This is a genomic window from Pandoraea pulmonicola (genome assembly GCF_000815105.2).
In the GTDB taxonomy this organism is placed as follows: Bacteria; Pseudomonadota; Gammaproteobacteria; order Burkholderiales; family Burkholderiaceae; genus Pandoraea; species Pandoraea pulmonicola.
This window is the reverse complement of the sequence record NZ_CP010310.2, coordinates 784,073-807,913: the sequence shown is the minus strand read 5'-3', so window position 1 is coordinate 807,913 and position 23,841 is coordinate 784,073. Positions and strand designations below refer to the sequence as shown.

Sequence of the window (23,841 nt, the reverse complement as noted above, 5' to 3'; positions counted from 1 at the left end):
TTATCGAATTTCGTTGTTTGTGCACGGGCCGCGTGCGCCCTTATCGTGCAGGTCTGCCGAGGCATTGCCGCATTGCCGCGCGATGCCGTTATCGAATCCGTTATTGAATCCGTTATTGAATCGTTGACGCGCAAATGCGCGAGAGAGCGACCTCATGAGTCAACCCACCCGCAAGCTTCGGCTAGGCGCCTATATGTCGGGCTCCGCCGTGCAAGGCGACAGCTGGCGTCACCCCGACACCGACACGGACGCGGATTCGCAATTCGCGCGCTATCGCCATTACGCACAGGAACTGGAACGCGGCTGCTTCGACGCGCTGTTCTTCTTCGACAATCTGTTCATGTCGACCGATCCGGTGGCACTCGCGCACAGCCCGGGCGCGCCGCGCTGGGATCCCGTCGTGCTGCTCGCAGGGCTTGCCGGCGCGACGAAGCACATCGGCCTGGTCGCCTCTGTGAGCACGACCTACAGCGAGCCCTACAACGTGGCGCGCGCGTTCGCGTCGCTCGACCATCTCTCCGGCGGACGCGCAGGCTGGAACCTCGTCACTTCGACGGGCGGCGGCGAGAATTTCAATCGCGATGATCACGTCGATCATGCATTGCGCTACGAACGCGCCAACGAGTTCTACGACGTGGTGACGGGGCTGTGGGACAGCCACGCCGAGGATGCCTTTATTCGCGACAAGGCGACGGGCCAATGGGCCGATCCGGCGCGGATTCGCACGCTCGATCATCGCGGCAAGCACTTCCGCGTGCGCGGGCCGCTGAGCGCACCGCGTCCGGTGCAGGGCTGGCCGGTGATCGCGCAGGCGGGTTCGAGCGAAGCGGGCCGGGAACTGGCCGCGCGGGCGGGCGAGCTGCTCTACACCGCCGCGCAGGACATCGAAGACGCCCGAGCCTTTTATGCCGACGTGAAGACGCGCGCGCTCAAGTACGGACGACGCCCCGAGCACATTTTCATCCTGCCCGGCGTCTCGCCCATCGTGGGACGCACACAGGCCGAAGCGCAAGCGATCTACGACTCGCTGCTCGCGCATCGCGATCCGGCGGTCGTGCTGCACGCGCTGACGAACTACGCGAGCCTGGGCATCGACCTCGGCAGCCTGCCGCTCGACGCGAAGGTGCCATTGCCGGAGCACGTGCCCGAGACGAACTCGCACAAGAGTCGTCAGAAATTGCTGGTGGACTGGATTCGCCGCGAGCAGCCGACCGTGCGCGAGCTCTACACGCGCTTTACCGGCGGCGGGCACCGCGTGCTGGTCGGCACGCCCGAATCGATCGCGGACGACTTCCAGCACTGGTTCGAGACAGGCGCGGCCGACGGTTTCAACATCATGTTCCCCAGCGCGCCCGTGGGCATTACGTCGTTCGTGGATCTGGTCGTGCCGGAACTGCAGCGGCGCGGCCTGTTCCGCACGCACTACGAAGGCCGCACGTTCCGCGAGAACCTCGGCGTGCCGGCGATCCCCAACCGGCACTTCGCCGCTCGCCCCGCGTCATCGGGATCGCCGCCCGCCGCACCGTCGCAACCGGAGGATCGACAGTCCCCGCAGGCTCAACCCGCGCTCACGACGGCGGCGATCGCCTGACCCACTTCGGTCGTGTTCGCACGCCCGCCCATGTCGCCGGTGCGCGGCCCTGCCTTGATGACCTTGGTGATCGCGGCAACGATGGCGTCGTGCGCCTCGCGCGCACGACCTTCGCCGTGACCGAGGAAGTCGAGCATCATCGCCGCGGTCCAGATCATGCCGATCGGGTTGGCGATGTTCTTGCCGGCGATGTCCGGCGCCGAACCGTGCACCGGCTCGAACAGCGACGGGAACCTGCGCTCGGGGTTCAGGTTGCCCGACGGCGCAATGCCAATCGTGCCGGTGCAGGCAGGCCCCAGGTCCGAGAGGATGTCGCCGAACAGGTTCGACGCGACCACCACGTCGAAGCGATCCGGGTTGAGCACGAAGCGCGCACACAGAATATCGATGTGCTGCTTGTCCCACGTCACGTCCGGATACTTCGCCGCCGTCTCGGCCGCACGCTTGTCCCACCACGGCATCGAGATCGAAATGCCGTTGCTCTTCGTGGCGACCGTCACATGCTTGCGCGCGCGCTGCTGCGCGAGATCGAACGCGAACTTGAGCACGCGCTCCGTCCCGTGGCGCGTGAAGACCGACTCCTGCACGACGAATTCGCGCTCCGTGCCCTCGAACATCACGCCGCCGACCGACGAATACTCGCCCTCGGTGTTCTCGCGCACGATCAGGAAGTCGATGTCGCCCGCTTCGCGACCCGCGAGCGGCGACGGCACGCCGTCGAAGAGCCGCGCCGGGCGCAGGTTGATGTACTGGTCGAATTCGCGACGGAACTTGAGCAGCGAACCCCACAGCGAGATGTGATCGGGCACGGTCTCGGGCCAGCCCACCGCACCGAACAGGATCGCGTCGACGCCGTCGAGCTGCTGCTTCCAGTCGTCCGGCATCATCTGGCCATGCCTGGCGTAGTAATCGCAGCTCGCCCATTCGATGTGCCGGTAATCGAGCGCGATGCCGAAGCGGCGGGCCGCCGCGTCCAGCACGCGCAGGCCCTCGGGCATCACTTCCTTGCCGATGCCGTCGCCGGGAATCACGGCGATCCTGAACGGGCGTTGCGCGGACGAAGTGGACGTGGCGGTCATGTCTGTCTCCTGATGGGGGCGGATGAGTGGATTACGTTGACTTACTTGATGGCGTTAGGTTATTCCATTCCATCGCGGATAAAATCCCACAATCGGTTAATCCACTATCCACGAATCGTGAATAAACCCCTGCCCGTCAACCCGAATCTCGACGATCTGCGCGTGTTCTGTCAGGTCGCGCGCCGCGCCAGTTTTTCCGCCGCGGCCGAGGCGCTGGGCGTCTCGCCGGCCTACGTGAGCAAGCGCGTCGGCATGCTCGAAGCGGATCTGGGTACGCGCCTGCTGCACCGCTCGACCCGGCGCGTGGCGATCACCGATGCCGGCGAGCGGGTCTACGCGTGGGCGGAGAAGATTCTCGACGACGTGAATCGTCTCGTCGAGGATGTCTCGAGCACGCGGCAGGTGCCGCGCGGCACGCTGCGGGTATCGAGCAGTTTCGGATTCGGACGCCACGTCGTCGCCCCGGCGATGTCGCGTCTGCGCGCGCTGCATCCGCAATTGAACGTGCGGCTCGATCTGTTCGATCGCCTCGTCGACGTGGCGGCCGAAGGCTACGATCTGGACGTGCGCATCGGCGACGACATCGCGCCGCATCTGATCGCGCGCAAACTCGCCGACAATCATCGCGTGCTGTGCGCCTCGCCGACGTATCTCGACGCCCACGGCACGCCGCGCCAGTTGAGCGATCTGGCCGGGCACGCGTGCATCGTGATCAAGGAGCGCGATCACCCGTTCGGTATGTGGCGGCTGCAGCTTCGCGGCGAGGCGGTGTCGCTGAAGGTCACCGGACCGCTCTCGACCAATCACGGCGAAGTCGCGGTGCAGTGGGCGCTCGACGGACAGGGCATCGTGCTGCGCTCGATGTGGGATGTGGGAGCGCTCATCGCACGAGGGGATCTGGTGCAGGTGCTGCCCGAGGTCACGCAGCCGGCCAATGTGTGGGCCGTGTACCCGTCCCGTGTGGCGTCGTCGGCGAAAGTGCGCGCCTGCGTGGAATTCCTGGCAGGGGAATTCCAGAGGCAGGCGGTGTGAGGCTGTCGCTCGCCGAAGCGAGCCATGAGCGATCGACGCGGACGACTTATTGAAGCGTGAAGGTCGCCTGCTCGACGTGCTGTGAATCCAGCCCGATCTGCACGTTGAAGTCCCCGGGCTCGGCCACGTATTGCAGCTTTGCGTTGTAGAACTTGAGCAGGCCTTCCTCGATGGTGAAGTGCACCGTGCGCGATTCGCCAGGCTTCAGACTCACCTTCTGGAAGCCCTTCAACTCCTTGTTCGGACGCACGATGGAAGCGGCCACATCCTGCAAATAAAGCTGCACGACGGTCTCGCCCTCGCGCTTGCCGGTGTTGCGCACTGTCACGCTCGCATCGAGCTTGCCGCCGCGCGCCAATGTCTTCGCCGAGAGCTTCACCTTCGAGACCTCGAACGACGTGTAGCTCAGCCCGTAGCCGAAGGCGTACAGCGGCCCCGAGTCCTCTTCGAAATACTGCGAGGTGTAGTTCGCGGGCTTGCCCGGCGTGAACGGACGGCCGATGCGCAACTGGTTGTAGTAGGTCGGAATCTGGCCGATGGAGCGCGGGAACGACATCGGCAGCTTGCCCGACGGGTTGTAATCGCCGAACAGCACGTCGGCAATCGCGTGACCGCCTTCGGTGCCCGTGTACCACGTCTCGAGCATGGCGTCGGCATTCGCCTGCGGCCAGTTCAGATCGAGCGGACGGCCGTTCATCAGCACGACCACCAGCGGCTTGCCGGTGGCCTTGAGCGCCTGCAGCAACGCGAGCTGGCTGCCCGGCAGCGACAGGCTCGTGCGGCTCGACGCTTCATGCGACATGCCGCGCGACTCGCCCACGGCCACGATCAATGTGTCGGCGTCGCGCGCGACCTGCACCGCCTCGTCGATCATCTGCTGCGGCGTGCGCTTGTCCTGCACGACCTCCGGATTGTCCCAGTCGAGGAAGTTCAGGTATTCGACGACGCGCGGATCGTCGGTGACGTTCGCGCCGCGCGCGTATGTCACCCGAGCCTGCGCGCCCAGCGCGTCGCGCACGCCCTGCAGCAGCGTGACGGCCTGCGCCGACTTGCCGGCCGCCGACCAGCTGCCCATGATGTCGATCTTCGCGTCGGCGAGCGGGCCGATCACGGCCACCTTGCCGGCCTTCCTGAGCGGCAGCGTGTCGTGGCGGTTCTCCAGCAGGACGATGGACTTGCGTGCGGCGTCGCGTGCCGCCTCGCGATGCAGACGGCTCTCGGCGTTCACGTCCTTCGGATCGTGGGCCGCGTCACCCCCAATACGGCCAATACGGCGATATGGATCGGCAAAGAGGCCCATGTCGTACTTCGCGCCCAGCACCTCGCGCACGGCGCTGTCGATGTCGCGCATGGGGACCTCGCCCGACTTCACGAGATCCGGCAACTGCTTGAGGTACTGGACGTCGGCCATGCTCATGTCCACCCCCGCCTCGATCGCGAGCTTCGCCGCCTCGCGACCGTCCTTCGCCACGCCATGGCGCATCAGTTCCTCGATGGCGCCATGATCGCTCACCGTCACGCCCTTGAAGCCCCACTCGTCGCGCAGCAGATCGCGCAACAGCCACTTGTTCGACGTGGCTGGCGTGCCGTTGATCGAATTGAGGGCGATCATCACACCGCCCGCGCCCGCATCGAGTCCGGCGCGATACGGCGGCAGATAGTCCTGATACATGCGCATCGGGCTCATGTCCACGACGTTGTAGTCGCGTCCGCCCTCGACCGCGCCGTACAGCGCGAAGTGCTTCACGAACGCCATCAGGCTGTCCGGGTTCGCGGGCGACGTGCCCTGGAAGCCCTGCACGCTCGCACGCGCGCATTGGGACACGAGATACGGGTCTTCGCCGAAACCTTCGGAAGTCCGGCCCCAGCGCGGGTCGCGCGAGATGTCGACCATCGGCGCGAAGGTGGCGTCGAGCCCGTCGGCGCTGGCCTCGACCGCCGCCACGCGCGCGGCGTTCTTCACGACCGACATGTCCCAGCTCGACGCCAGACCGAGGCTGATCGGGAACACCGTGCGGTGGCCATGCACAACGTCGTATGCGAAAAAGATGGGGATCTTCAGACGGCTTTGCTTGACGGCGGCGTCCTGCAGCGGACGATTGTCCGCCGGCGTGACCGAGTTGAACGTGCCGCCGACGCGCCCGGCGGCGATTTCCTCGATGAGCCGGGCCTGCGGCATGTCCGCGCCGATGCTGATGAGGCGCAACTGGCCGATCTTCTCGTCGAGCGTCATGCGGGCGACGAGTTCATCGATGAACGCCTGTTTCGCCGCCGCGGACGGCATGGCGACGGGGGTATTCCCGGCTACGGGGGCGTCGGCGAAGGCCGGCGCCACGACGAGACTGGCGGCAAACGCCAGCGCGGAGAACATTCTCATGACAAAGCGATCCAATGAGGCGCGACGGACGGTCACTGCTACGCGCTGGCCCACCACCCGGCAAGGTCCAGGGGCACGCCGCAGCACACACATGCGTCGGCTTGACGATTGGTGCCGTCCATGGGAGCCATGGCTCCGTGGACGACGCGAAATGCGATACTTTGCCACAATGCGAGTTTCACGCTGCCACGTTTTTGTCCGGCCACGGCGAACCCTCCGGTGTCGAGCCACCGTTTTTTGGAGAGATTCTTGGTTCTGTTTTCCTCTGCGATGTCCTGGCGCGAACGCGTTCGAGCGTTCGCCCCCATGATCGTGGCATGCACCGCTGTGCTGGGTGCCGCGCAAGCGCATGCCTTCTCCCTCGATGACGTCACGACCCGCGCGAAAACGCTGGCCGACAAGCCCTACACCGCCCCGGCGAGCAACCTCACTCCCGAGTTCGCCAGGATGCAGTTCGGCGACTACATCAAGATCCAGCCGCGCCGGGAAGCCTTCGAATGGAACGACCAGCCCACGGCGTTCCGTCTCGGCTTCTATCATCAGGGCATGCAGTTCAGCTCGCCGGTGAAGATCAACGAAATCGTCGGCAACGGCCCCAACGCGAAGATCGACGAGATCAAGTACGACACGCGCCGTTTCGACTTCGGCGATCTCAAGCTCGATCGCAGTGCCACGCATAACCTCGGCTATGCGGGCTTTCGCGTGCTCTACCCGATCAACGAGCCGGGCAAGCTCGACGAGATCATGAGCGTGCTCGGTGCGAGCTACTTCCGCGTGATCGGCAAGGGGCAGGTCTACGGCCTGTCCGCGCGAGGGCTGGCCATCGACACGGGACTGCCGATCGCCGAGGAATTCCCGGCGTTCCGCGAGTTCTGGATCGAGCGCCCCGCTGCCGGCGACAAGCATCTCGTGTTCTATGCCCTGCTCGATTCGAAGCGCGCCACCGGCGCCTATCGTTTCGACCTCACGCCCGGCGAAGACTCGCTGCTCAAGGTCGAAGCGCGCGTATTCCTGCGCGACAAGGTGGCGAAGCTCGGCATTGCGCCGCTCACGAGCATGTTCCTGTTCGGCCCGAACCAGCAGCGCGATCCGTACAACTTCCGTCCCGCATTGCACGATTCGAACGGTCTGGCCATTCACGCCGGTAATGGCGAATGGATCTGGCGTCCGTTGAACAACCCGCGCAACCTCGCCATCAGCCAGTTCCAGGTGACGAATCCGCGCGGCTTCGGTCTGCTCCAGCGCGGCCGCGATTTCGCGCAGTACGAAGACCTCAAGGACCGCTACGATCTGCGCCCGAGCGCCTGGGTGGAGCCGCAGGGGGATTGGGGCAAGGGACATATCGAACTGGTCGAGATCCCGTCGCCCGACGAGACCAACGACAACATCGGCGCGTTCTGGACCCCGGATCAACTGCCGCCCAAGGGGCAGCCGCTCAAGGCCGACTACACGATCCGATGGACGATGAACGAGCGCGGCATCATCGAGCGCAATCTCGCCTGGGTGAAGCAGACGCTGCGCACCGCCGGCGAGATCACGCAAGCCAACCTGATTCGTCACTTCGACGGCAGTACCGGACTCGTGGTCGACTTCGACGGCGGCCCGCTCGCCTCGCTGCCGGCCGGCGCCGTCACGCCGCAGGTGAGCGTGAGCGACAACGCCACCATCATCGAGCAGACGCTGCAACCGAACCCGGTCACGCGCGGCATGCGCCTGAACCTGCGCGTCATGGTGAAGGACCCGTCCAAGGTCGTGGAAATGCGCGCCGCGCTCGTCTCGGGCGGCAAGGCCGTGAGCGAAACCTGGAGCTATCAACTCCCGCCGTTCTCGGTCGCCAAGCAATAAGTTGCACCTTTCATGCCCGTGCGGCGGCGTTCTGCCGCCGCACACCCTCCCTACCGCCCACTGCATCGCACCCCAGTTAAACAATTACTTACGTGCGTTGTTGTGTCATGTAAAACCCTTAGACGGTCAAATTACCCTTGCAGTCGGGAGGCATTTCGCGTTTACTGCATGCACAATATTTCATAAATAACCGCCATTCAATCTCCGAACCGGTGGTTTGCTTCATTGGCGTCGGCCTCGGGTCTCGCCACTGAGGCTCGGCCAGGTGCCGCTTGCGTCGGTCAAGACACAGACTCTCCGCGTTTCGACGGAGGGCGACTCGTTATGGAGACAACGCATGCGACACATCGATGTGCATCATCTGGCCGACGAAGCGCGCTTGAACGGCTATCACGGCCGCATTCTGCTCTGGTGCGCGCTCATCATCATCTTCGACGGCTACGACCTGGCGGTAGCGGGCATCGCCCTGCCCTCGATCATGAAGGCGATGAACGTGGACGCCACGAGCGCCGGCTTCATGGTCAGTTCGGCGCTTTTCGGCATGATGTTCGGCGCCATCGTGATGGGCATGGTGGCCGACAGCGTCGGCCGCCGCAAAGCCATTGCGATCTGCGTGCTGATGTTCTCGTTGTTCACCGCCGCAGCCGGTTTGACGCATGAGCCCGTGAGCTTCTCGGTCACGCGCTTTTTCGCGGGCGTGGGCATCGGCGGCGTGATGCCGATCGTGGTCGCGCAGATGACCGAATACTCGCCGCGCCGTCTGCGCGGCACGCTGGTCACGCTGATGTTCTCGGGCTACTCGGTCGGCGGCATGCTCGCCGCGCTGCTCGGCAAGGGATTGATCGAAACGTACGGCTGGCAATCCGTCTTCTTTGCCGCCGGGTTGCCCGCGCTGCTCGTGCCGTTTGCGATGAAGGCGCTGCCCGAGTCGATGCCGTTCCTCATCCGCACCGGCCGCGTGGACACGCTCAAGCAGGTGCTCGCGCGTCTCACGTCTGCCTACGTGGCGCAGCCGGACGATCAGTTCGCGCGGGCGGCGGGCGAGCGCAAGCAGGCCGCGCCGCTCTCGCGTCTGTTCCAGGACGGCCGGGGCTTCTCCACGGTCATGCTGTGGGTGGCCTTCTTCATGTGCCTCTTCATGGTCTATGCGCTCAGCTCGTGGCTAGCGAAGCTCATGGCCAGCGCCGGTTATAGCCTCGGCTCGGCCCTCACTTTCGTGCTGGTGCTGAACTTCGGCGCGATGCTCGGCGCCATCGGCGGCGGCTGGCTCGCCGATCGCTTCAACATCAAGTACGTGCTCGTGGGCATGTACGCGCTCGCCGCCGTCTCGATCACGCTGCTTGGCGTGAAGGTGCCCACGCCGGTGCTCTTCGTTCTGGTCGGCCTCGCGGGCGCCTCGACCATCGGCACGCAGATCGTGACCTACGCGTACGCCGGTCAGTTCTATCCGATGGCCGCACGCGGCACCGGTATCGGCTGGGCTTCCGGCGTGGGTCGCAGCGGTGCGATTCTCGCGCCTATCGTCATCGGTGTGCTCGTAAGCCTGCAGCTCCCGCTCCAGCAGAACTTCATGGCGATCGCCATTCCCGCGGTCATCGCAGTCGTCGCCGTGTTGCTGATCGACCACAGGAAATCGGCCACGGTGCAGCAGCAGGCGGCGGCACGCTCGCACGAGAACGCGGCGGGATTGGCGGGCCGTGCGGGAGAACCGGCGTAAGCTCGCGCGTCAAGAGAGGCAAACGGCGCGGGACGGCGCGGAATCGAACGTCATGCATAGCGGTGTCAAGCGCGCGCCGCCATGCGAGAATTCGCGCCGCAGCGCATGGGAATCGTCCCCGCTGCTTTTCGGTGACGGACACCCTGGGAAAGAGGAACATGTCGCGACTTGCTCTGCTGAGTTCTCTCGTGCTGGCCGCGGTCAGCGCAACGGCCTTCGCCGCTCCCTCCGACGACGCCTCCGTCGTTCAGCTCTCCACCCGCCAGGCCGTCACCGGTGACGCCGTGTTTCGCGGCAGCCCGGTCGCCACGCTCGGCGCCGACGCGCTGCGCAACGCACACGGCAACCTCGGCGTGAACGTCGCCGCTGGCGCGCTCAACGTGCAGTCGAACCAGATCGTGCAGGCGACCGCTTCGCACGTCGGTATCGACACACGTCAGATGGTTCGCAATGCGGCGACCATCGCCGGCACGACCAGCGCGTCGCTCGGCGAGCGCGCATTGATGGGCGCATCGGGCAATATCGGCGTGAACGTGGTGGCCGGCGTCGCCAACGCGCAAGCGAACGCCCTGGCGATTCACTGACTTCACCGACGCTGCCGCGCAGTCGCGCGCCGCTCAGTTGTCCGCCGGGAACCGGTCCTGGAGTTTGCCGAGCCAGCGTGCGACGACGTTCAGTTCGGCTTCGGTGAAGCCGTCGTGCAGCAGTACGTTGAGGTCGCCGAGAATGTCGCGGGCGCGCGCGATGGCCTTGTGCCCCGCGGCGGTGATGCGCAAGCGCGTGACGCGCCCGTCGTCGGCATCGGCGAGGCGGCTCAGCAGGCCCGCGGCGACCATCCGGTTCGCGAGTCCGGTCATGGACGAGGGCGAGAGTTGCAACGCCGCGCCCACTTCGCCCACGAGCGCGTCCTCGTGGTGCAGCAGATAGAACAACACGCCCGCCTGCGCCGCGCTCACGCTGTCGCCAGTGCGGGCATCCACCCATCGCTGAACACGCCGCTGACCGACGTTGAGCAGGAAGTACAGCCTGCGGTCGACGGCTTCGCCCTTCCCTCCCGTTTTCGTGGTCTTCGCAGCGCCGGCGGCGGTCGATTGGCGTTTTGACATGCGGTGTGGTCGATTCGTCGTTATCTGATCGTTGTGGTGCAAGGCGAGCCGGGCGCATGCGGCGAGGCGTCGGGCCGCCTGAATTCCGCCGTCCGTGAACGGTCCGATCCCGTGGTGGCATCGGCCGAATTCGCCGAAAGCAGCCAGTCGACCGTCTCCGGCCACAGGAACCCGCCGGAACGTTGGCGGAAGTATCCCATATGCCCGATCGATCCGGTATCCGAACGAATTCCCGCGATTTCGCGACGCGTCAGCGGCGCGTTGCGAAACCGGGAGACGAGCATGTCGATCCCCATGCGCGTGGCCCACGGATCGTCGTCGAATCCCAGCGACAGGATGGGCGTCCGCACGCGAGCGAAACGCGTCTCGGCGTCCAGCGTCGGGTCGTCGAAGAAGTAGTTTGGCAGGCGGATCCAACGGCTCCATTCCAGCAGCACGCCTGCCGGCAGGTCCTCGCCGATGCCAAGACGACTGCCCGGCATGAAGCCGCAAAGATGCGCGAGCGGCGGTGCGATCCAATGCATCAGCACGGTGACGCGACGCCTCTCCCGACGGTCCGAAATCACACGCATCGCCCCGGCATGCGAGGCGACTTGCACCGCTGCGCACAGGAGGTTCGTGCTCTCGCACAGACCGAGCGCGTGGCCGCCAAAGCTGTGACCGACCGCGTAGAGCGGCAGCAATGGATATCGATCGCGCGCCCATCGCGTCACGCCCTCGACGTCGAGATCGGCCCAGTCGCGCATGCTGGCGCGAAAGCCTCGCAACCTGGGCGGCCGAGACCCGTCGATCCCGCGATAGCTGTACGTGAGCGCGATCAGACCGCGCTGCGCGACATATTGCGCAAACGCAAAGTAAAGACGCTCGGGCACGGCCGTCGCCGGATGCACGAGCACGACGCCCTTCGCAGGCAATGATTCGGGATACCAGGCATGTGCGCCCAGCGGATACCCGTCCCGGGCTGGAATTTCGACGGCAAGCGATGACATGGCACGACTCCCCGGCACCAGCGCGCCCAGAGCATCGCGCGGCGTCCGTCAACAAGGTGATTTCATTTGAAATGTATTTCGCATACGAAGTATATTCACGAATTTATTTCGCTAACGAAATAAATTAGAAGAAAATCACCAGAGACGGTCTGGCGAAATTTCTGGGCGAAATGGATGAGATGCCGTCGGCGCCGTGCGACACGGCACGTCTTTCGGATTCACCGCGACCGGCGATGCCGTGTCAACGCACCCCGTCGAGGCAAGTCGGCGAAAGCGCTGCCTTGACGCGCTGCGAGAAGTCCTGCCAACGGCAGCTCTTGCCGTCCGGACCGGCGTTGCACTCCGGAACGGTCAGCGCCACGCGTTTGGCCGGTTCGTCGAGCGACAGCGCTGTGAGATGCCGCAACTGATGCATCGACTGATACACGAACTCGACGCGCACGAACGCCCCGCCCGCGGCATCGTGCCACAGCGAGAACACCAGCGCGCCGTCGGGCGGCGTGTTGTCGGGCTGATCGGGCAGTTGCCAGTCGAGTTTGAGCATGCCCGCGAGATTGGCGACATTGGTGTCGTGACCGGTCAGAACATAGACCCGATTGCCGACGGGAAGCACCGGCCCTCGCACCGGCGCGGGCGACGGCGCCCCCGTTGGCATCTCCGCGCGCGTGAGGGCGTCGAGCACGATGGCGAGCAACGGGGTGCCGTTGGCCGCGGCAAGATAAGGCGTACGGTTGAGCAGGTCGCGTTGTGCGTTGTGCGCTTCCAGCAAGCGCGCCCAGTCCTTTTCGTCGCGAATGCGTCCCCATGCGACGTCGTTCTCGGGCAGACCTTCTGCGTATTGCAGCAGGAAGACTTCCGACGCTTTCGCCGCGCTGCCCAGCGCACCGCGCAACGCGACGCCGCTGCCGTCGCCTTCCACACGCAACCGCGTCGGCACGTCTTCGAGCTTGCATCCACCGGAAGCGCCGCACGCGGGGCTGCGCCCGTAATCGAGCACTTCACCCACGCGGGCGATGGTGGCGGCATAGCGCTTGTTAAGGCCGGCAACGCCGCCGGGGGCAAGGCGCGCCTCGATCGCGCCACGCGCCGCACCGGGGTCGAGCGGGCAATCGCCTGCCTCGACCGGCTGAAACACCGCGTCGTAAGTCGCGAGATCCGACTGGTGCGACGTGCGCATATCGCAGCCCGGCGCCATGCCCTGCAGCAAGGCGTTACCCGTCTCGCGCGTGCGTTGGTCGATGTCGGCCCATCCGTAGACCGTCCCGGGAGCGGGACATGCGTTATCGGGCAGCACACGCCGGGCGCGCAGCCAGTCGCCATAGTACCGTCCCATGCGCTCCGCCAGCGACCCGCCGCGCGCGGTCAGATAGCCGGCAGGCACAGGCCAACCGGGCCACGCGTCGGGACTCAGTTTGTCCAACGGAGGATGAGCGTGTGTCGGGGATCTCACGCCGTGACGGCTGACGATCACCGTGGAAACCAGCGTCCAGTCCACCGGCATGCCGTCGACGCGCGCAGCGGATTCGGGCGGCTTCGCCGGACCCGGTGCCGGGGCCGGCGCGGTCGTGCACGCGCTCAACACGCTCAACGCGCCCACGGCGGCGAGCATCGCCAGACTCGTCTGCCACCGCGCACCGTTACTGCGCCTGCGCCGAGGCTGCGCTGGGTGCATGTGGGCGGCGGGAGGCACGGCGTCGGGAATGAGGCAAACGGGTTCACACGTCATCATGCGGGTCATGGCAGGCGTCATGGCGGCAGGTCGGGGGAGACAGAGTGACGGGGCGACGGAGGCGACGGGGGCGACGTCGATGCCGCCCATCTTACCGCGCGTTCCCGACATCCCCAAACGGATCTGGCACCGTGTGCCAAGCGCATCGCCCGCGGCAAGTGCGACGGCGCTTACCCTGGGACGCCCGCCACTCGACCGACAGCGCCGAACCGCCACGACAGCCGGTGCGCCGCCGCGAGCAGCGCCTGTGCCGGGGCGGCCTCGCGCGCCGTCTCGAAGCTGCCCGCCGAACCCATGAGCGCCAGCACCAACGTCACTTCTCCCGTGTGGTCGAACACCGGCACGGCGAGCGTGTCGATGCCCGGCACGGGGTTGCTGAGCGCCGTATCGAACTGCTGTGCACGAATCGACGCGAGCCGCCCGGCGTAGTCCGTCGGCAGCCGGGCGGCGCGGCCATCCGCCCCCAGTCCCGCCATTCTTACCGACTCCTGCGCAAGCAGACCTTCGAGCACCGCGTCGGGAAGGAAGGCGGCGAACGTACGTCCGATGGCGGTGTTCACGAGCGAGAGCACCGTGCCGATGCGCAAGCTCACGTGCTGCGGACGCATCGCCTCCTCCAAACGCACCACTGTCGGGCCGACCGGCCCGAGCACGGCCATCGCCGCCGACAGTCCCGTGGCCTGCGCGAGCGCGAGAATCTCCGGCTCGGCTTCGCCGGTCGGCGAAAGCCGTTGCAATGCCATCAACCCGAGTTCCAGGCTCAATGCACCCGCTTCGAAATTACCGTTCGCATCTCGCGTGAGAAGTCCTGCGCGCTGCAAGCTCACCAGATGCGGATGCGCCTTGGCCGGCGGCATGCCGGCGTCGCGCGCCAGCGCATTCAACGGCAGCGGGCGCCCTGCCGCCACCAGCGCCTCCAGCAACGCCCCCGTGCTCTCCAACGCCTGAATGCCGCGTTGCGGCTTCGCTGCGTGGCTCGCCGCCTGCGTCGTCTCGTCCGTCGCCCGGTCCATCGTCGAATCCACCATGTCGGCACCCGTGCGCGTGGCGTTCATGCGCTCACCTCACCAATTTCCAGGCCGGCGTCGACCTGCGCGGCGATGGCGGCGGCCGTCGCGCGCAACGCGTTCGCCGCGACGCCATCCCATGCCACATCGAGCGCGGCCGTCGGTCCGATGGCCGTCAACGCGAGGCGCAGACGCCCGCTCGCGTCGAACACCGGCGCACACAGACTGCTGACCGACGGGCTCGGCGTGTTCACGCTGCGCGACATGCCGTGAGCACGCGTTTCGTCGAGCGACGCGTCGAACGACTCGCGGGCCTGTGCGCCGGCAGGCATCTGCTCGTGCCATGCCTGCGGCCATTGCACGGCCGGCGTGAAGGCGCAGAACGTACGCCCGGTCGAGGTCGTCGTGAGCGACATGACGGAGCCCACGTGCAGGTTCACGTGCAAGGGGAATGCCGCGCGCTCGAAATGCACGACGAGCGGCCCCTGCGGCGCGAACGTGCTGATCGCCACACAGAAGCCCGTCTCGCGCGCGAACGCGACCACGCGCGGCACCGCCGCACGGTAGGCGGGATCGTTTTCGAGATGCAGCAGCGCGAGGCGCAATGTCATGGGCCCGGGCGCGTAGTCGCCCGACATCGGGTCGCGCTTGAGCAGGCCAAGCCGCGCGAGACTCACCAGATAGGGATGGGCTTGCGCCGCCGGCAATCCGGCGAGCGCGGCGAGATCACCCGGCCCGAGCGGGCGACGTGCCTGTGCGAGCGCCTGCAGCACGCGCGCGGCGACGTCCACGCTCTGCACGCCGCGCGAAGCGCGCCCGGGCTGAGTGCTCGCGTGGGCGGTGCCGTCCATCGGAATTCGGTTCATGCAGTCATGGGAGACGAGCCCCAAAAAGAAAATGGCCTAGATTCTAAACAAGTCGGCAACCTCGCCCTCGAGGGCGACATGCCAAAGGGTTAACCCGTATCCAAACACCGCCCACATCGCATACGTCGTCACATTAACAAATAACAATAAGATTTGTCATTGACAAATATTTGATGGCTTTCGTAAGATGCCCTCATCAAGCAGCACCCTCCCCGCAGACGAGACAAGAGAGAGACAAGCATGGCCAAAGCATTCGCCTCGCAAGCCGACCTGGAAGCCAAGAAGGTCACGTTCACCCAACTGTCGGAAAACGCCTGGGCGTACACCGCCGAGGGCGATCCGAACTCGGGCGTCATCATCGGCGACGACGGCGTGATGATCGTCGACACGACCGCCACGCCCGCCATGGCGCAAGACTTGATCGCCAAGATCCGCACCATCACCGACAAGCCCATCAAGTACGTGGTGCTCTCGCACTATCACGCCGTGCGCGTGCTGGGCGCCTCGGCCTATTTCGCCGAAGGTGCGCAGCAGATCATTGCGAGCCGCGGCACGTACGAGATGATCGTCGAGCGCGGCGAAGCCGACATGAAGTCGGAGATCGAGCGCTTCCCGCGTCTGTTCGCCGGTGTCGAGACGGTGCCGGGCCTGACCTGGCCGACGCTCGTGTTCGAGAAAGAGATCACGCTGTTCCTCGGCAAGCTCGAAGTGAAGATCGCGCACCTCGGCTCGGGCCACACGAAGGGCGACACGGTGGTGTGGCTGCCGTCGCAGAAGGTGCTGTTCTCGGGCGACCTCGTCGAGTACGACGCCGCCTGCTACACCGGCGACGCCCAACTCGCCGAATGGCCGGCCACGCTCGACGCACTCGCAGCCCTCGGCGCCGACAAGCTCGTGCCGGGCCGCGGCCCCGCGCTGACCACACCAACGGAAGTCGCCAAGGGTCTCGCCTACACGAAGGATTTCGTGACGACGCTGTTCGAAGCCGGCAAACAAGCCGTCGAGCAGAAGCTCGATCTGAAGGGCGCGATGGCGCTCACGCGCAGCAAGATGGATCCGAAGTTCGGCCACGTGTTCATCTACGAGCACTGCCTGCCGTTCGACGTGACGCGCGCGTTCGACGAAGCGAGCGGCATCACGCATCCGCGCATCTGGACGGCGCAGCGCGACAAGGAAATGTGGGCCGCGCTGCAGGACTGACCGTCCTCGCCGTCAGCGGCACCGGGTGGGAAACGACGGCGTGCGGAAAAAACCGCTCGCCGTCGGCAGGTTGGCAAGCCGGCAAATAGTAGAAAACGAATAGAAAACGGAACCCGCTCGCGCGAGCATGCGAAGGCGAGGTGCCGACAATGGAGACATTGCATGAGCAGCATCGATTACCAGCGTCTGACGTTCGATTACCAGCCGTGCGCCGAGCAGGCTGACGGCGGCGCACGCGCGACGCATCCGGTCGTCGTGGTCGGCGCCGGCCCGGTGGGTCTCGCCACGGCCATCGATCTCGCGCAGCAAGGCGTGCCCGTGATCGTGCTCGACGACGACTGCACGCTCTCGGCCGGCTCGCGCGCGATCTGCTTCGCCAAGCGAACGCTCGACATCTTCGACCGGCTCGGCTGCGGCGATCGCATGGTGCAAAAGGGCGTGTGCTGGAACGTGGGTCGTGTCTTCCTGCGCGACCAGGAGGTCTACAACTTCGATCTGCTGCCCGAGGCGGGCCACCACCGCCCGGCGTTCATCAACCTCCAGCAGTATTACGTCGAAGGCTATCTGTTCGAGCGTGCGCAGCAACTGCCCAATATCGAGATCCGCTGGAAGCACAAGGTGGTCGGCCTCGTGCAGCAGGGCACGCCGGGTTCGGCCGACGCGAGCGTGACGCTCACGGTGGAGACGCCCGACGGCGAATATCGGACGAGTGCGCGCTACGTGGTCGCGGCCGATGGCTCGCGCAGCCCCGTGCGCAAGCTCATCGGCGTGGACAGCCATGGCCGCACGTTCAAGGACCGGTTTCTGATCGCCGACGTGAAGATGACGGCGGACTTCCCGGCCGAGCGCTGGTTCTGGTTCGATCCGCCATTCCATCCGAATCAGTCGGTGCTGCTGCACCGTCAGCCGGACGATGTCTGGCGTATCGACTTCCAGTTGGGTTGGGATGCCGACCCGGTCGCCGAGAAGGCGCCCGAGCGCGTGATTCCGCGCGTGCAGGCGTTGCTCGGTCCCGATGCGAAATTCACGCTGGAATGGGTCAGCGTCTATACATTCTCGTGCCTGCGCATGGACGACTTCCGCCACGGGCACGTGCTCTTCGCCGGAGATTCCGCGCATGGCGTGTCGCCGTTCGGCGCGCGCGGCGCGAACAGCGGCGTACAGGATGCCGAAAACCTGGCGTGGAAGCTCGCGCTGGTGCTCGCCGGCCGCGCCCCCGATGCCTTGCTCGACACCTACGCACGCGAGCGGGAATTCGCCGCCGACGAGAACATCCGCAACTCGACCCGCTCGACCGATTTCATCACGCCGAAAAGTCCGGTCTCGCGCGTGTTCCGCGACGCCGTGCTGACATTGGCCCGCGAGCACGCCTTCGCACGGCAGCTCGTGAACAGCGGACGGCTGTCCGTGCCGGCCGTGCTGCACACGTCCACGCTCAACACCCCGGAGCGCGATGCATTCGCCGCTCGCATGGCGCCCGGCGCCGCGTGCGTCGATGCACCGCTCTCGCGCGACGGCCAGGACGGCTGGCTGCTGCCGCGCCTGGGCGGCCGCTTCGTGGCACTGGTCTTCGGCGCTCCCGCTTCGCTTGACGCGAACGCGCTTGCGGCGCTCGATGCACTGACCAACGACGACGTGCCCGTCATGCCGGTGTTCGTGACATCCGATGCGCAAGCCGCACAGACGTCGCATGGCACGCATGGCACGTACAGCGTCTGGCATGACGTTCAAGGATTGGCCGCACAACGCTACGACGCCACGCCGGGCACCGTGTACCTGATCCGCCCCGATCAGCACGTGTGCGCGCGCTGGCGTACGGTCGACGGCGCGGCCATCGCCGCCGCACGCGAGCGCGCCCTCGGCCGCACCGCCCCGGAAGTCGCCCCGCTGCAATGCGCCGCATGAGACCGCGCGGCGCAACTTACCGTTCATTGAATTGACCAGGCAGGAGACACTTGATGGCACTCGATACGCAACCGCGTCTGACGCGTCCCGACGATTTCTACGAAGCGCTGATCGACATGCACCGCGATCTGAACGACGCGCAGAGCCAGGCCGCCAACGCGCAACTGATTCTGCTGCTCGCCAACCAGATCGGCGATCACGACACGCTGCTCTCGGCGATTCGCCTGGCGCGTGCCGGCGCACTGGATACCCCGGCACACTGAGCTATCGCGTCCTGCAACTTGCTGAATGCGCGTCTCGCGGACCCATGTTGCGTCAGAGGCGCAAGTCGCCTCAAGACCTTTGTCACCCGAAGATCTCGACCTTTCCGGTGTGAAGGCGATAAACCCCGCCAACGATTTTGAGTTTTCCCGCCTTTTCAGCGTCCCTGATAATTGCCGACTGCGCCTGCAGATTAAACACGCTATCGCGGACGTTTTGCGTAATCGAGGCGTCAAGCAGGTTCGTTGCTTCGCCTTTGATCTTGTCGACCGACGGCAGGATTGCGTCAGCGAGCGATTGAATTCTTCCCGGATATTTCGCGCCCTTCGTCGCAACTTTGACTGCCGCGTCCACCGCTCCGCACCTGTCGTGTCCGAGTACGACGATTACCGGCACTTTTAATACCGCAACAGCATATTCGAGGCTACCCAGCACGTCGTCGTTGACGAAGTTGCCTGCGACGCGCACAACGAACAGGTCCCCCCGTGCGCTATCGAACGCGTATTCGGGCGCGATTCTTGAATCGGCGCAACTCAGCACCGCTGCATAGGGGTTCTGTCCCGCGCTAAGTGCCTCCCGCTCATGGGCGAAATCGTGACGCTTGGTCAGCCCCGCTACATACCTCGCGTTTCCCTCGCTCAAGCGCGTTAATGCGTCATCAGGTGACAAGATGTTCTGCGGCTTGGGCGGCGCCTTGTCAGTCGCGGCTATCGCAAGACCGCTGGTTGACAACCCGCCGATACTGGCAACCAAGGCCGATGAGCCTGTCATACGCAGGAACTTCCGGCGAGCCGGTGTCGGGATTTCTGCCGTGCATTTTTTTGAATCGCACATCTGACGTCCTTGAAAATATGAGATGGGGGGTATCGCGATCTCTCGCTCATTTCCGCCCCCAAGACTGCCGGGCTGGCGTCAGTGCATATTCAACATGACTCAATGGCGCCCAAACATCAGAACACTCTGATTTTGATCTGATTTTGAGCTTGCCGCTGAAAGGGATTCGGCGATGCATCGGCTATCACCGTGGGCTCGATATCGAAAATCAAGCGCGCGTCTTGGTTTTGCAGACACCGAAATAACCAGGGCATTTCATTCGAAGAACGCCCCGCGTTGTATTCGGATGCGGCATCTGTGCCGCCGCTATACAACCACCATCTGCGAAATCTTCTGGGCGGCCTGCTGCAGCGGCCCCAGGAACTTCGCCTCCATCTCGGCGGCGGACGTCCGATTCGCCTGCCCGCTCACATTCATCGCGGCAATGACCTGTCCCGCGCGGTTGCGGATCGGCGCGGCGATCGAAATCAGCCCCTCTTCCAGTTCCTGATCGACAACCGCCCAGCCCTGCGCACGCACGCGCACGATGCGCTCGCGCAGCAAGTCGATGTCCGTCACCGTGCGGCCGGTGTGCTGACGAATGTCGGCGCGGCGAAGGGCGGCGTCGAGTTCATCGTCGGGCAGCGCGGAGAGCATGACCCGGCCCATCGACGTGCACCAGGCGGGCAACCGGCTGCCGATCGAAAGGTTGATCGACATTACCTTGCGCACGGGCACACGCAGAACGTAGACGATGTCGTCGCCGTCGAGCACCGAGGCGGAACTGCTCTCCTGCACCTGCTGCACCAACGCCTCCATGAACGGTTCGGCGAGGTTCCACAGCGGCATCGACGTCAGATAGGAAAAACCGAGATCGAGAATGCGCGGCGTGAGACGAAACAATCGCCCCTCGCTGCGCACGTAACCGAGCGATTCGAGCGTGAGCAGGATGCGACGCGCCCCGGCCCGGGTCAGCCCTGAAGCCTGCGCGACTTCGGAGAGCGTCTGCGCCGGACGCTCGGCATTGAACGCCTTGACCACCGCCAGTCCGCGCGCAAACGACTGGACATAGGAGTCGCCCGGTTTCTTGTCAGTCGGTTCGCTGGCGTCGTTCGGCACTGGAGTCATGTGTGGCTGTCATCGAAAACTTCGTTGAACGGGACGCCGGACAACGTCCCCGTTCCGCTGCGGCAACCCGCGCACGCGACGGCAACGTCAGCGTGAACGCAAGCGTAATGGATTTGCGCCGCCGGTTCCACCGCGCGACACATGGCGGACGCCCGCGCGACGCCGCCACGACAAATGCCTGGACAGGCGAACGCTGCCGTCCTCGTCGCTTGACGGCCGACATACGGAGGGTTACGCTTCCTCACAGTTGTTCTTATAGCGAATATTTGTTCGCATTAAGAACATTGTGAACCAGACGATGCCGCTGGACAAGGCGCCATCGCCGGGAGACACCCAACAGGGGGCGCCGGGGCGCGAGCCTTTCGCCCGATGGAACTGCCCAGGAGGCACGTGTGATCAACAAGATTTACGATTCGCTCGCCAACGCGGTCGCCGATGTTCACGACGGCGCGACGATCATGATTGGCGGCTTCGGCAACGCCGGCATGCCCTCGGCGCTCATCGACGCGCTGATCGATCAGGGCGCGCGCGAGCTGACCATCGTCAACAACAATGCCGGCAACGGCGAGACCGGGCTGGCCGCGCTGCTCAAGGCCGGTCGCGTGCGCAAGATCATCTGCTCGTTCCCGCGCCAGACCGATTCGCAGGTGTTCGACGCGCTCTACCGCGCGGGCAAGATCGAGCTGGAACTGGTGCCGCAGGGCAATCTCGCCGAGCGCATCCGCGCCGCGGGCGCCGGCATCGGCGGTTTCTTCACGCCGACCGGCTACGGCACGCTGCTCGCCGAAGGCAAGGAAACGCGCGTGATCGACGGCAAGCCGTACGTGCTCGAGTCACCGATTCACGCCGACTTCGCGTTGATCAAGGCGCTCAAGGGGGATCGCTGGGGCAACCTCGTGTACCGCAAGACCGCCCGCAACTTCGGCCCGATCATGGCCACCGCGGCGAAGTGCGCCATCGCGCAGGTGAGCGAGGTCGTCGAGCTGGGCGACCTCGATCCGGAAGCCGTGGTCACGCCCGGCATCTTCGTCCAACGCATCGTCGCGGTGTCTGGCGCCGTGCGCGCCTGAGCCCCATCCGAACCGGAGCACTCCATGAGCAATGTGAACCGACTGACCCGCGACCAGATGGCCGCCCGCGTCGCCCAGGACATTCCCGACGGCGCCTACGTGAACCTCGGCATCGGCCTGCCCACGGCCGTGGCCAACCATCTGCCCGCCGACCGCGAGATCATTCTGCAGAGCGAGAACGGTGTGATCGGCATGGGCCCCGCGCCCGCCAAGGGCGAAGAGGACGAAGACCTCATCAATGCCGGCAAGCAACCCGTCACGCTCAAGCCGGGCGGCGCGTTCTTCCACCATGCCGACTCGTTCGCGATGATGCGCGGCGGCCATCTCGACTTCTGCGTGCTGGGCGCGTTCCAGGTCTCCGTCACCGGCGATCTCGCCAACTGGCACACGGGAGCCCCCGACGCGATCCCCGCCGTGGGCGGCGCCATGGACCTCGCCAGCGGTGCGAAGCAGGTGTTCGTGATGATGGAGCACCAGACCAAGCAGGGCGAGAGCAAGATCGTGCAGACCTGCACGTATCCGCTCACCGGTGTGGGTTGCGTCACGCGCATCTACACCGATCTCGCCGTGCTCGACGTGACGCCCGAAGGGCTGCGCGTCATCGACATGGTCGACGGCCTCACGTTCGACGAACTGCAACGACTCACCGGTGTCGCGCTGCTGCCCTCACCGGCCATTGCCTGAGTTGCCACTGAACGACACCATCGCCGGAACCTCACGTGACCCGGCGATTTTCATCGAGGTAGAGAACATGAGTGAAGTCTTCATCTGCGACGCGATTCGCACCCCGATCGGCCGCTATGGCGGCGCGCTGTCGTCCGTGCGCGCCGACGATCTCGGCGCCATCCCTCTCAAGGCGCTGCTCGCGCGCAATCCGGGCGTCGACTGGACGCAGGTCGACGACGTGATCTTCGGCTGCGCCAACCAGGCCGGCGAGGACAACCGCAACGTGGCGCGCATGTCGTCGCTGCTGGCCGGCCTGCCGCAGGACGTGCCGGGCGCGACGATCAACCGCCTGTGCGGCTCGGGCATGGACGCCATCGGCTCCGCCGCACGCGCCATCAAGGCCGGCGAAGCGGGTCTGATGATCGCCGGCGGCGTGGAGAGCATGAGCCGCGCGCCATTCGTGATGGGCAAGGCCGCGAGCGCGTTCTCGCGTCAGGCGGAGATTTTCGATACGACCATCGGCTGGCGTTTCGTCAATCCGCTGATGAAGGCGCAGTACGGTGTGGATTCGATGCCCGAGACGGGCGAGAACGTGGCGACCGAGTTCGGCATCAGCCGCGAAGATCAGGATCGCTTCGCGGTGCGCTCGCAGGAGAAGGCGGCGCGGGCGCAAGCGAACGGTACGCTAGCCGAAGAGATCACGCCGGTGTCCATCGCCCAGAAGAAGGGCGAGGCGATCGTCGTGGATCGCGACGAACACCCGCGTGCGACGAGCATGGAAGCGCTTGCCAGACTCAAGGGCGTGGTGCGCCCTGATGGGACCGTGACCGCCGGTAACGCTTCTGGCGTCAACGACGGCGCCTGCGCGCTGCTGTTGGCAGACGAGGCGAGTGCGGCGCGCTTTGGCCTGACGCCGCGTGCCCGGATCCTGGGCATGGCGACGGCAGGGGTGGCACCGCGCATCATGGGCATCGGTCCGGCTCCCGCAACGACGAAACTGCTCGCGCGGCTCGGTATGTCGCTCGATCAGTTCGATGTCATCGAACTCAACGAAGCGTTTGCGAGCCAGGGCCTGGCCGTGCTGCGTCAGCTCGGTGTGGCCGACGACGACTTGCGCGTCAATCCGAATGGCGGCGCCATTGCGCTGGGCCATCCGCTCGGCATGAGCGGCGCACGTCTGGTGACGACGGCGATGTATCAGCTGAAGCGCTCGGGTGGCCGCTTCGCGCTGTGTACGATGTGCATTGGGGTCGGCCAGGGCATCGCTATCGCCATCGAAGCGGTGTGACCGGCGGCAGCGCCGCCCATCCCACCGCTTGTGTTTCAGGGCCGGGGCGGAACGCGCGGCACTGGGTAAGTGCCGCCACGCCGCTCCGGGTGCCCGCCGGCACGATCAGTGCCGCGGGCCGCGTCTGCCCCATGTCTCCTTCCTTTCCCGCCTGAAGTGTTCGCTCGGGCGT

The 23,841-nt window shown here is 65.6% G+C and carries 20 protein-coding genes; 11 read left to right on the top strand and 9 right to left on the bottom strand.

Features of this window, described 5'->3' with window-relative positions; all coding sequences use genetic code 11:
• Nucleotides 1-154 precede the first annotated feature (154 nt).
• Complete coding sequence (locus RO07_RS03600; protein WP_072636942.1) at nucleotides 155-1,591, top strand: LLM class flavin-dependent oxidoreductase; 1,437 nt, start codon at nucleotides 155-157, stop codon at nucleotides 1,589-1,591.
• Here RO07_RS03600 and RO07_RS03595 read toward each other — a convergent pair.
• Nucleotides 1,558-2,670 (bottom strand): tartrate dehydrogenase, encoded by a 1,113-nt coding sequence (locus tag RO07_RS03595; protein WP_039408120.1) that lies wholly within the window; start codon nucleotides 2,668-2,670, stop codon nucleotides 1,558-1,560. The genes RO07_RS03600 and RO07_RS03595 overlap by 34 nt on opposite strands.
• A gap of 129 nt (nucleotides 2,671-2,799) precedes the next feature.
• Here RO07_RS03595 and RO07_RS03590 point away from each other — a divergent pair, with 129 nt between their 5' ends.
• On the top strand, nucleotides 2,800-3,702 hold the full coding sequence (locus RO07_RS03590) for a LysR family transcriptional regulator (protein ID WP_115089199.1): 903 nt from the start codon (nucleotides 2,800-2,802) through the stop codon (nucleotides 3,700-3,702).
• A 46-nt stretch (nucleotides 3,703-3,748) separates the two neighbouring features.
• On the opposite strand, the gene bglX is transcribed toward RO07_RS03590, so the two are convergent.
• Nucleotides 3,749-6,073: a beta-glucosidase BglX gene (bglX, locus tag RO07_RS03585; RefSeq protein WP_072636941.1), complete on the bottom strand. Its 2,325-nt coding sequence runs from the start codon at nucleotides 6,071-6,073 to the stop codon at nucleotides 3,749-3,751.
• Between the two features lie 312 nt (nucleotides 6,074-6,385).
• On the opposite strand from bglX, the gene RO07_RS03580 reads away from it, so the two are divergent.
• From RO07_RS03580 to RO07_RS03570, 3 genes are all read left to right on the top strand, one after another.
• Nucleotides 6,386-7,924 carry a glucan biosynthesis protein G gene (locus RO07_RS03580; RefSeq protein ID WP_039414180.1) on the top strand — a complete coding sequence of 513 codons (1,539 nt, stop codon included), beginning with the start codon at nucleotides 6,386-6,388 and terminating at the stop codon, nucleotides 7,922-7,924.
• Between the two features lie 337 nt (nucleotides 7,925-8,261).
• Nucleotides 8,262-9,641 (top strand): MFS transporter, encoded by a 1,380-nt coding sequence (locus tag RO07_RS03575; protein WP_039408114.1) that lies wholly within the window; start codon nucleotides 8,262-8,264, stop codon nucleotides 9,639-9,641.
• Between the two features lie 158 nt (nucleotides 9,642-9,799).
• Nucleotides 9,800-10,225: a hypothetical protein gene (locus RO07_RS03570; RefSeq protein WP_052266992.1), complete on the top strand. Its 426-nt coding sequence runs from the start codon at nucleotides 9,800-9,802 to the stop codon at nucleotides 10,223-10,225.
• A 33-nt stretch (nucleotides 10,226-10,258) separates the two neighbouring features.
• Here the strand turns inward: RO07_RS03570 and RO07_RS03565 are convergent, their stop codons facing one another.
• The 5 genes from RO07_RS03565 to RO07_RS03545 form a co-directional block, all read right to left on the bottom strand.
• Nucleotides 10,259-10,747 carry a MarR family winged helix-turn-helix transcriptional regulator gene (locus tag RO07_RS03565; RefSeq protein WP_084072420.1) on the bottom strand — a complete coding sequence of 163 codons (489 nt, stop codon included), beginning with the start codon at nucleotides 10,745-10,747 and terminating at the stop codon, nucleotides 10,259-10,261.
• A gap of 20 nt (nucleotides 10,748-10,767) precedes the next feature.
• Nucleotides 10,768-11,736: an alpha/beta hydrolase family protein gene (locus tag RO07_RS03560; RefSeq protein WP_072636940.1), complete on the bottom strand. Its 969-nt coding sequence runs from the start codon at nucleotides 11,734-11,736 to the stop codon at nucleotides 10,768-10,770.
• A 241-nt stretch (nucleotides 11,737-11,977) separates the two neighbouring features.
• Nucleotides 11,978-13,345 (bottom strand): histidine-type phosphatase, encoded by a 1,368-nt coding sequence (locus tag RO07_RS03555; protein WP_052266991.1) that lies wholly within the window; start codon nucleotides 13,343-13,345, stop codon nucleotides 11,978-11,980.
• 290 nt (nucleotides 13,346-13,635) lie between these two features.
• Entirely contained in the window at nucleotides 13,636-14,478 is an 843-nt protein-coding gene (locus RO07_RS03550) for an IclR family transcriptional regulator (protein ID WP_039414166.1), read from the bottom strand.
• Nucleotides 14,479-14,516: 38 nt separating this feature from the next.
• Nucleotides 14,517-15,338 carry an IclR family transcriptional regulator gene (locus RO07_RS03545; RefSeq protein WP_052266990.1) on the bottom strand — a complete coding sequence of 274 codons (822 nt, stop codon included), beginning with the start codon at nucleotides 15,336-15,338 and terminating at the stop codon, nucleotides 14,517-14,519.
• Between the two features lie 240 nt (nucleotides 15,339-15,578).
• Here RO07_RS03545 and RO07_RS03540 point away from each other — a divergent pair, with 240 nt between their 5' ends.
• From RO07_RS03540 to RO07_RS03530, 3 genes are all read left to right on the top strand, one after another.
• Entirely contained in the window at nucleotides 15,579-16,538 is a 960-nt protein-coding gene (locus RO07_RS03540; RefSeq protein ID WP_039408111.1) for an MBL fold metallo-hydrolase, read from the top strand.
• 162 nt (nucleotides 16,539-16,700) lie between these two features.
• Nucleotides 16,701-18,443 (top strand): FAD-dependent oxidoreductase, encoded by a 1,743-nt coding sequence (locus RO07_RS03535; RefSeq protein ID WP_039408110.1) that lies wholly within the window; start codon nucleotides 16,701-16,703, stop codon nucleotides 18,441-18,443.
• 53 nt (nucleotides 18,444-18,496) lie between these two features.
• Complete coding sequence (locus tag RO07_RS03530; protein WP_039408108.1) at nucleotides 18,497-18,706, top strand: DUF2783 domain-containing protein; 210 nt, start codon at nucleotides 18,497-18,499, stop codon at nucleotides 18,704-18,706.
• An 82-nt stretch (nucleotides 18,707-18,788) separates the two neighbouring features.
• Here the strand turns inward: RO07_RS03530 and RO07_RS03525 are convergent, their stop codons facing one another.
• Together RO07_RS03525 and RO07_RS03520 are read right to left on the bottom strand one after the other, a co-directional pair.
• Nucleotides 18,789-19,538: a carbonic anhydrase gene (locus tag RO07_RS03525; RefSeq protein WP_039408106.1), complete on the bottom strand. Its 750-nt coding sequence runs from the start codon at nucleotides 19,536-19,538 to the stop codon at nucleotides 18,789-18,791.
• Nucleotides 19,539-19,844: 306 nt separating this feature from the next.
• On the bottom strand, nucleotides 19,845-20,645 hold the full coding sequence (locus RO07_RS03520; protein ID WP_039408104.1) for an IclR family transcriptional regulator: 801 nt from the start codon (nucleotides 20,643-20,645) through the stop codon (nucleotides 19,845-19,847).
• A 392-nt stretch (nucleotides 20,646-21,037) separates the two neighbouring features.
• On the opposite strand from RO07_RS03520, the gene RO07_RS03515 reads away from it, so the two are divergent.
• The 3 genes from RO07_RS03515 to pcaF all read left to right on the top strand — a co-directional run bounded on the left by RO07_RS03515 (nucleotide 21,038) and on the right by pcaF (nucleotide 23,669).
• Nucleotides 21,038-21,715 carry a 3-oxoacid CoA-transferase subunit A gene (locus tag RO07_RS03515; protein WP_039408102.1) on the top strand — a complete coding sequence of 226 codons (678 nt, stop codon included), beginning with the start codon at nucleotides 21,038-21,040 and terminating at the stop codon, nucleotides 21,713-21,715.
• Nucleotides 21,716-21,748: 33 nt separating this feature from the next.
• On the top strand, nucleotides 21,749-22,399 hold the full coding sequence (locus tag RO07_RS03510; RefSeq protein WP_039414163.1) for a CoA transferase subunit B: 651 nt from the start codon (nucleotides 21,749-21,751) through the stop codon (nucleotides 22,397-22,399).
• Between the two features lie 67 nt (nucleotides 22,400-22,466).
• Complete coding sequence (pcaF, locus tag RO07_RS03505) at nucleotides 22,467-23,669, top strand: 3-oxoadipyl-CoA thiolase (protein WP_039414161.1); 1,203 nt, start codon at nucleotides 22,467-22,469, stop codon at nucleotides 23,667-23,669.
• The last annotated feature ends 172 nt before the right edge of the window (nucleotides 23,670-23,841 follow it).

Excerpts from the sequence above, each read along its gene's own strand:
- RO07_RS03520 (WP_039408104.1), bottom strand. The coding sequence starts at position 20,645 with ATGACTCCAGTGCCGAACGACGCCAGCGAACCGACTGACAAGAAACCG.
- RO07_RS03570 (WP_052266992.1), top strand. The coding sequence starts at position 9,800 with ATGTCGCGACTTGCTCTGCTGAGTTCTCTCGTGCTGGCCGCGGTCAGC.
- RO07_RS03575 (WP_039408114.1), top strand. The coding sequence starts at position 8,262 with ATGCGACACATCGATGTGCATCATCTGGCCGACGAAGCGCGCTTGAAC.
- RO07_RS03525 (WP_039408106.1), bottom strand. The coding sequence starts at position 19,538 with ATGTGCGATTCAAAAAAATGCACGGCAGAAATCCCGACACCGGCTCGC.
- RO07_RS03560 (WP_072636940.1), bottom strand. The coding sequence starts at position 11,736 with ATGTCATCGCTTGCCGTCGAAATTCCAGCCCGGGACGGGTATCCGCTG.
- RO07_RS03595 (WP_039408120.1), bottom strand. The coding sequence starts at position 2,670 with ATGACCGCCACGTCCACTTCGTCCGCGCAACGCCCGTTCAGGATCGCC.
- RO07_RS03530 (WP_039408108.1), top strand. The coding sequence starts at position 18,497 with ATGGCACTCGATACGCAACCGCGTCTGACGCGTCCCGACGATTTCTAC.
- bglX (WP_072636941.1), bottom strand. The coding sequence starts at position 6,073 with ATGTTCTCCGCGCTGGCGTTTGCCGCCAGTCTCGTCGTGGCGCCGGCC.
- RO07_RS03580 (WP_039414180.1), top strand. The coding sequence starts at position 6,386 with ATGATCGTGGCATGCACCGCTGTGCTGGGTGCCGCGCAAGCGCATGCC.
- RO07_RS03535 (WP_039408110.1), top strand. The coding sequence starts at position 16,701 with ATGAGCAGCATCGATTACCAGCGTCTGACGTTCGATTACCAGCCGTGC.
- RO07_RS03540 (WP_039408111.1), top strand. The coding sequence starts at position 15,579 with ATGGCCAAAGCATTCGCCTCGCAAGCCGACCTGGAAGCCAAGAAGGTC.
- RO07_RS03555 (WP_052266991.1), bottom strand. The coding sequence starts at position 13,345 with ATGCTCGCCGCCGTGGGCGCGTTGAGCGTGTTGAGCGCGTGCACGACC.
- RO07_RS03600 (WP_072636942.1), top strand. The coding sequence starts at position 155 with ATGAGTCAACCCACCCGCAAGCTTCGGCTAGGCGCCTATATGTCGGGC.
- pcaF (WP_039414161.1), top strand. The coding sequence starts at position 22,467 with ATGAGTGAAGTCTTCATCTGCGACGCGATTCGCACCCCGATCGGCCGC.
- RO07_RS03565 (WP_084072420.1), bottom strand. The coding sequence starts at position 10,747 with ATGTCAAAACGCCAATCGACCGCCGCCGGCGCTGCGAAGACCACGAAA.
- RO07_RS03545 (WP_052266990.1), bottom strand. The coding sequence starts at position 15,338 with ATGAACCGAATTCCGATGGACGGCACCGCCCACGCGAGCACTCAGCCC.
- RO07_RS03550 (WP_039414166.1), bottom strand. The coding sequence starts at position 14,478 with ATGGACCGGGCGACGGACGAGACGACGCAGGCGGCGAGCCACGCAGCG.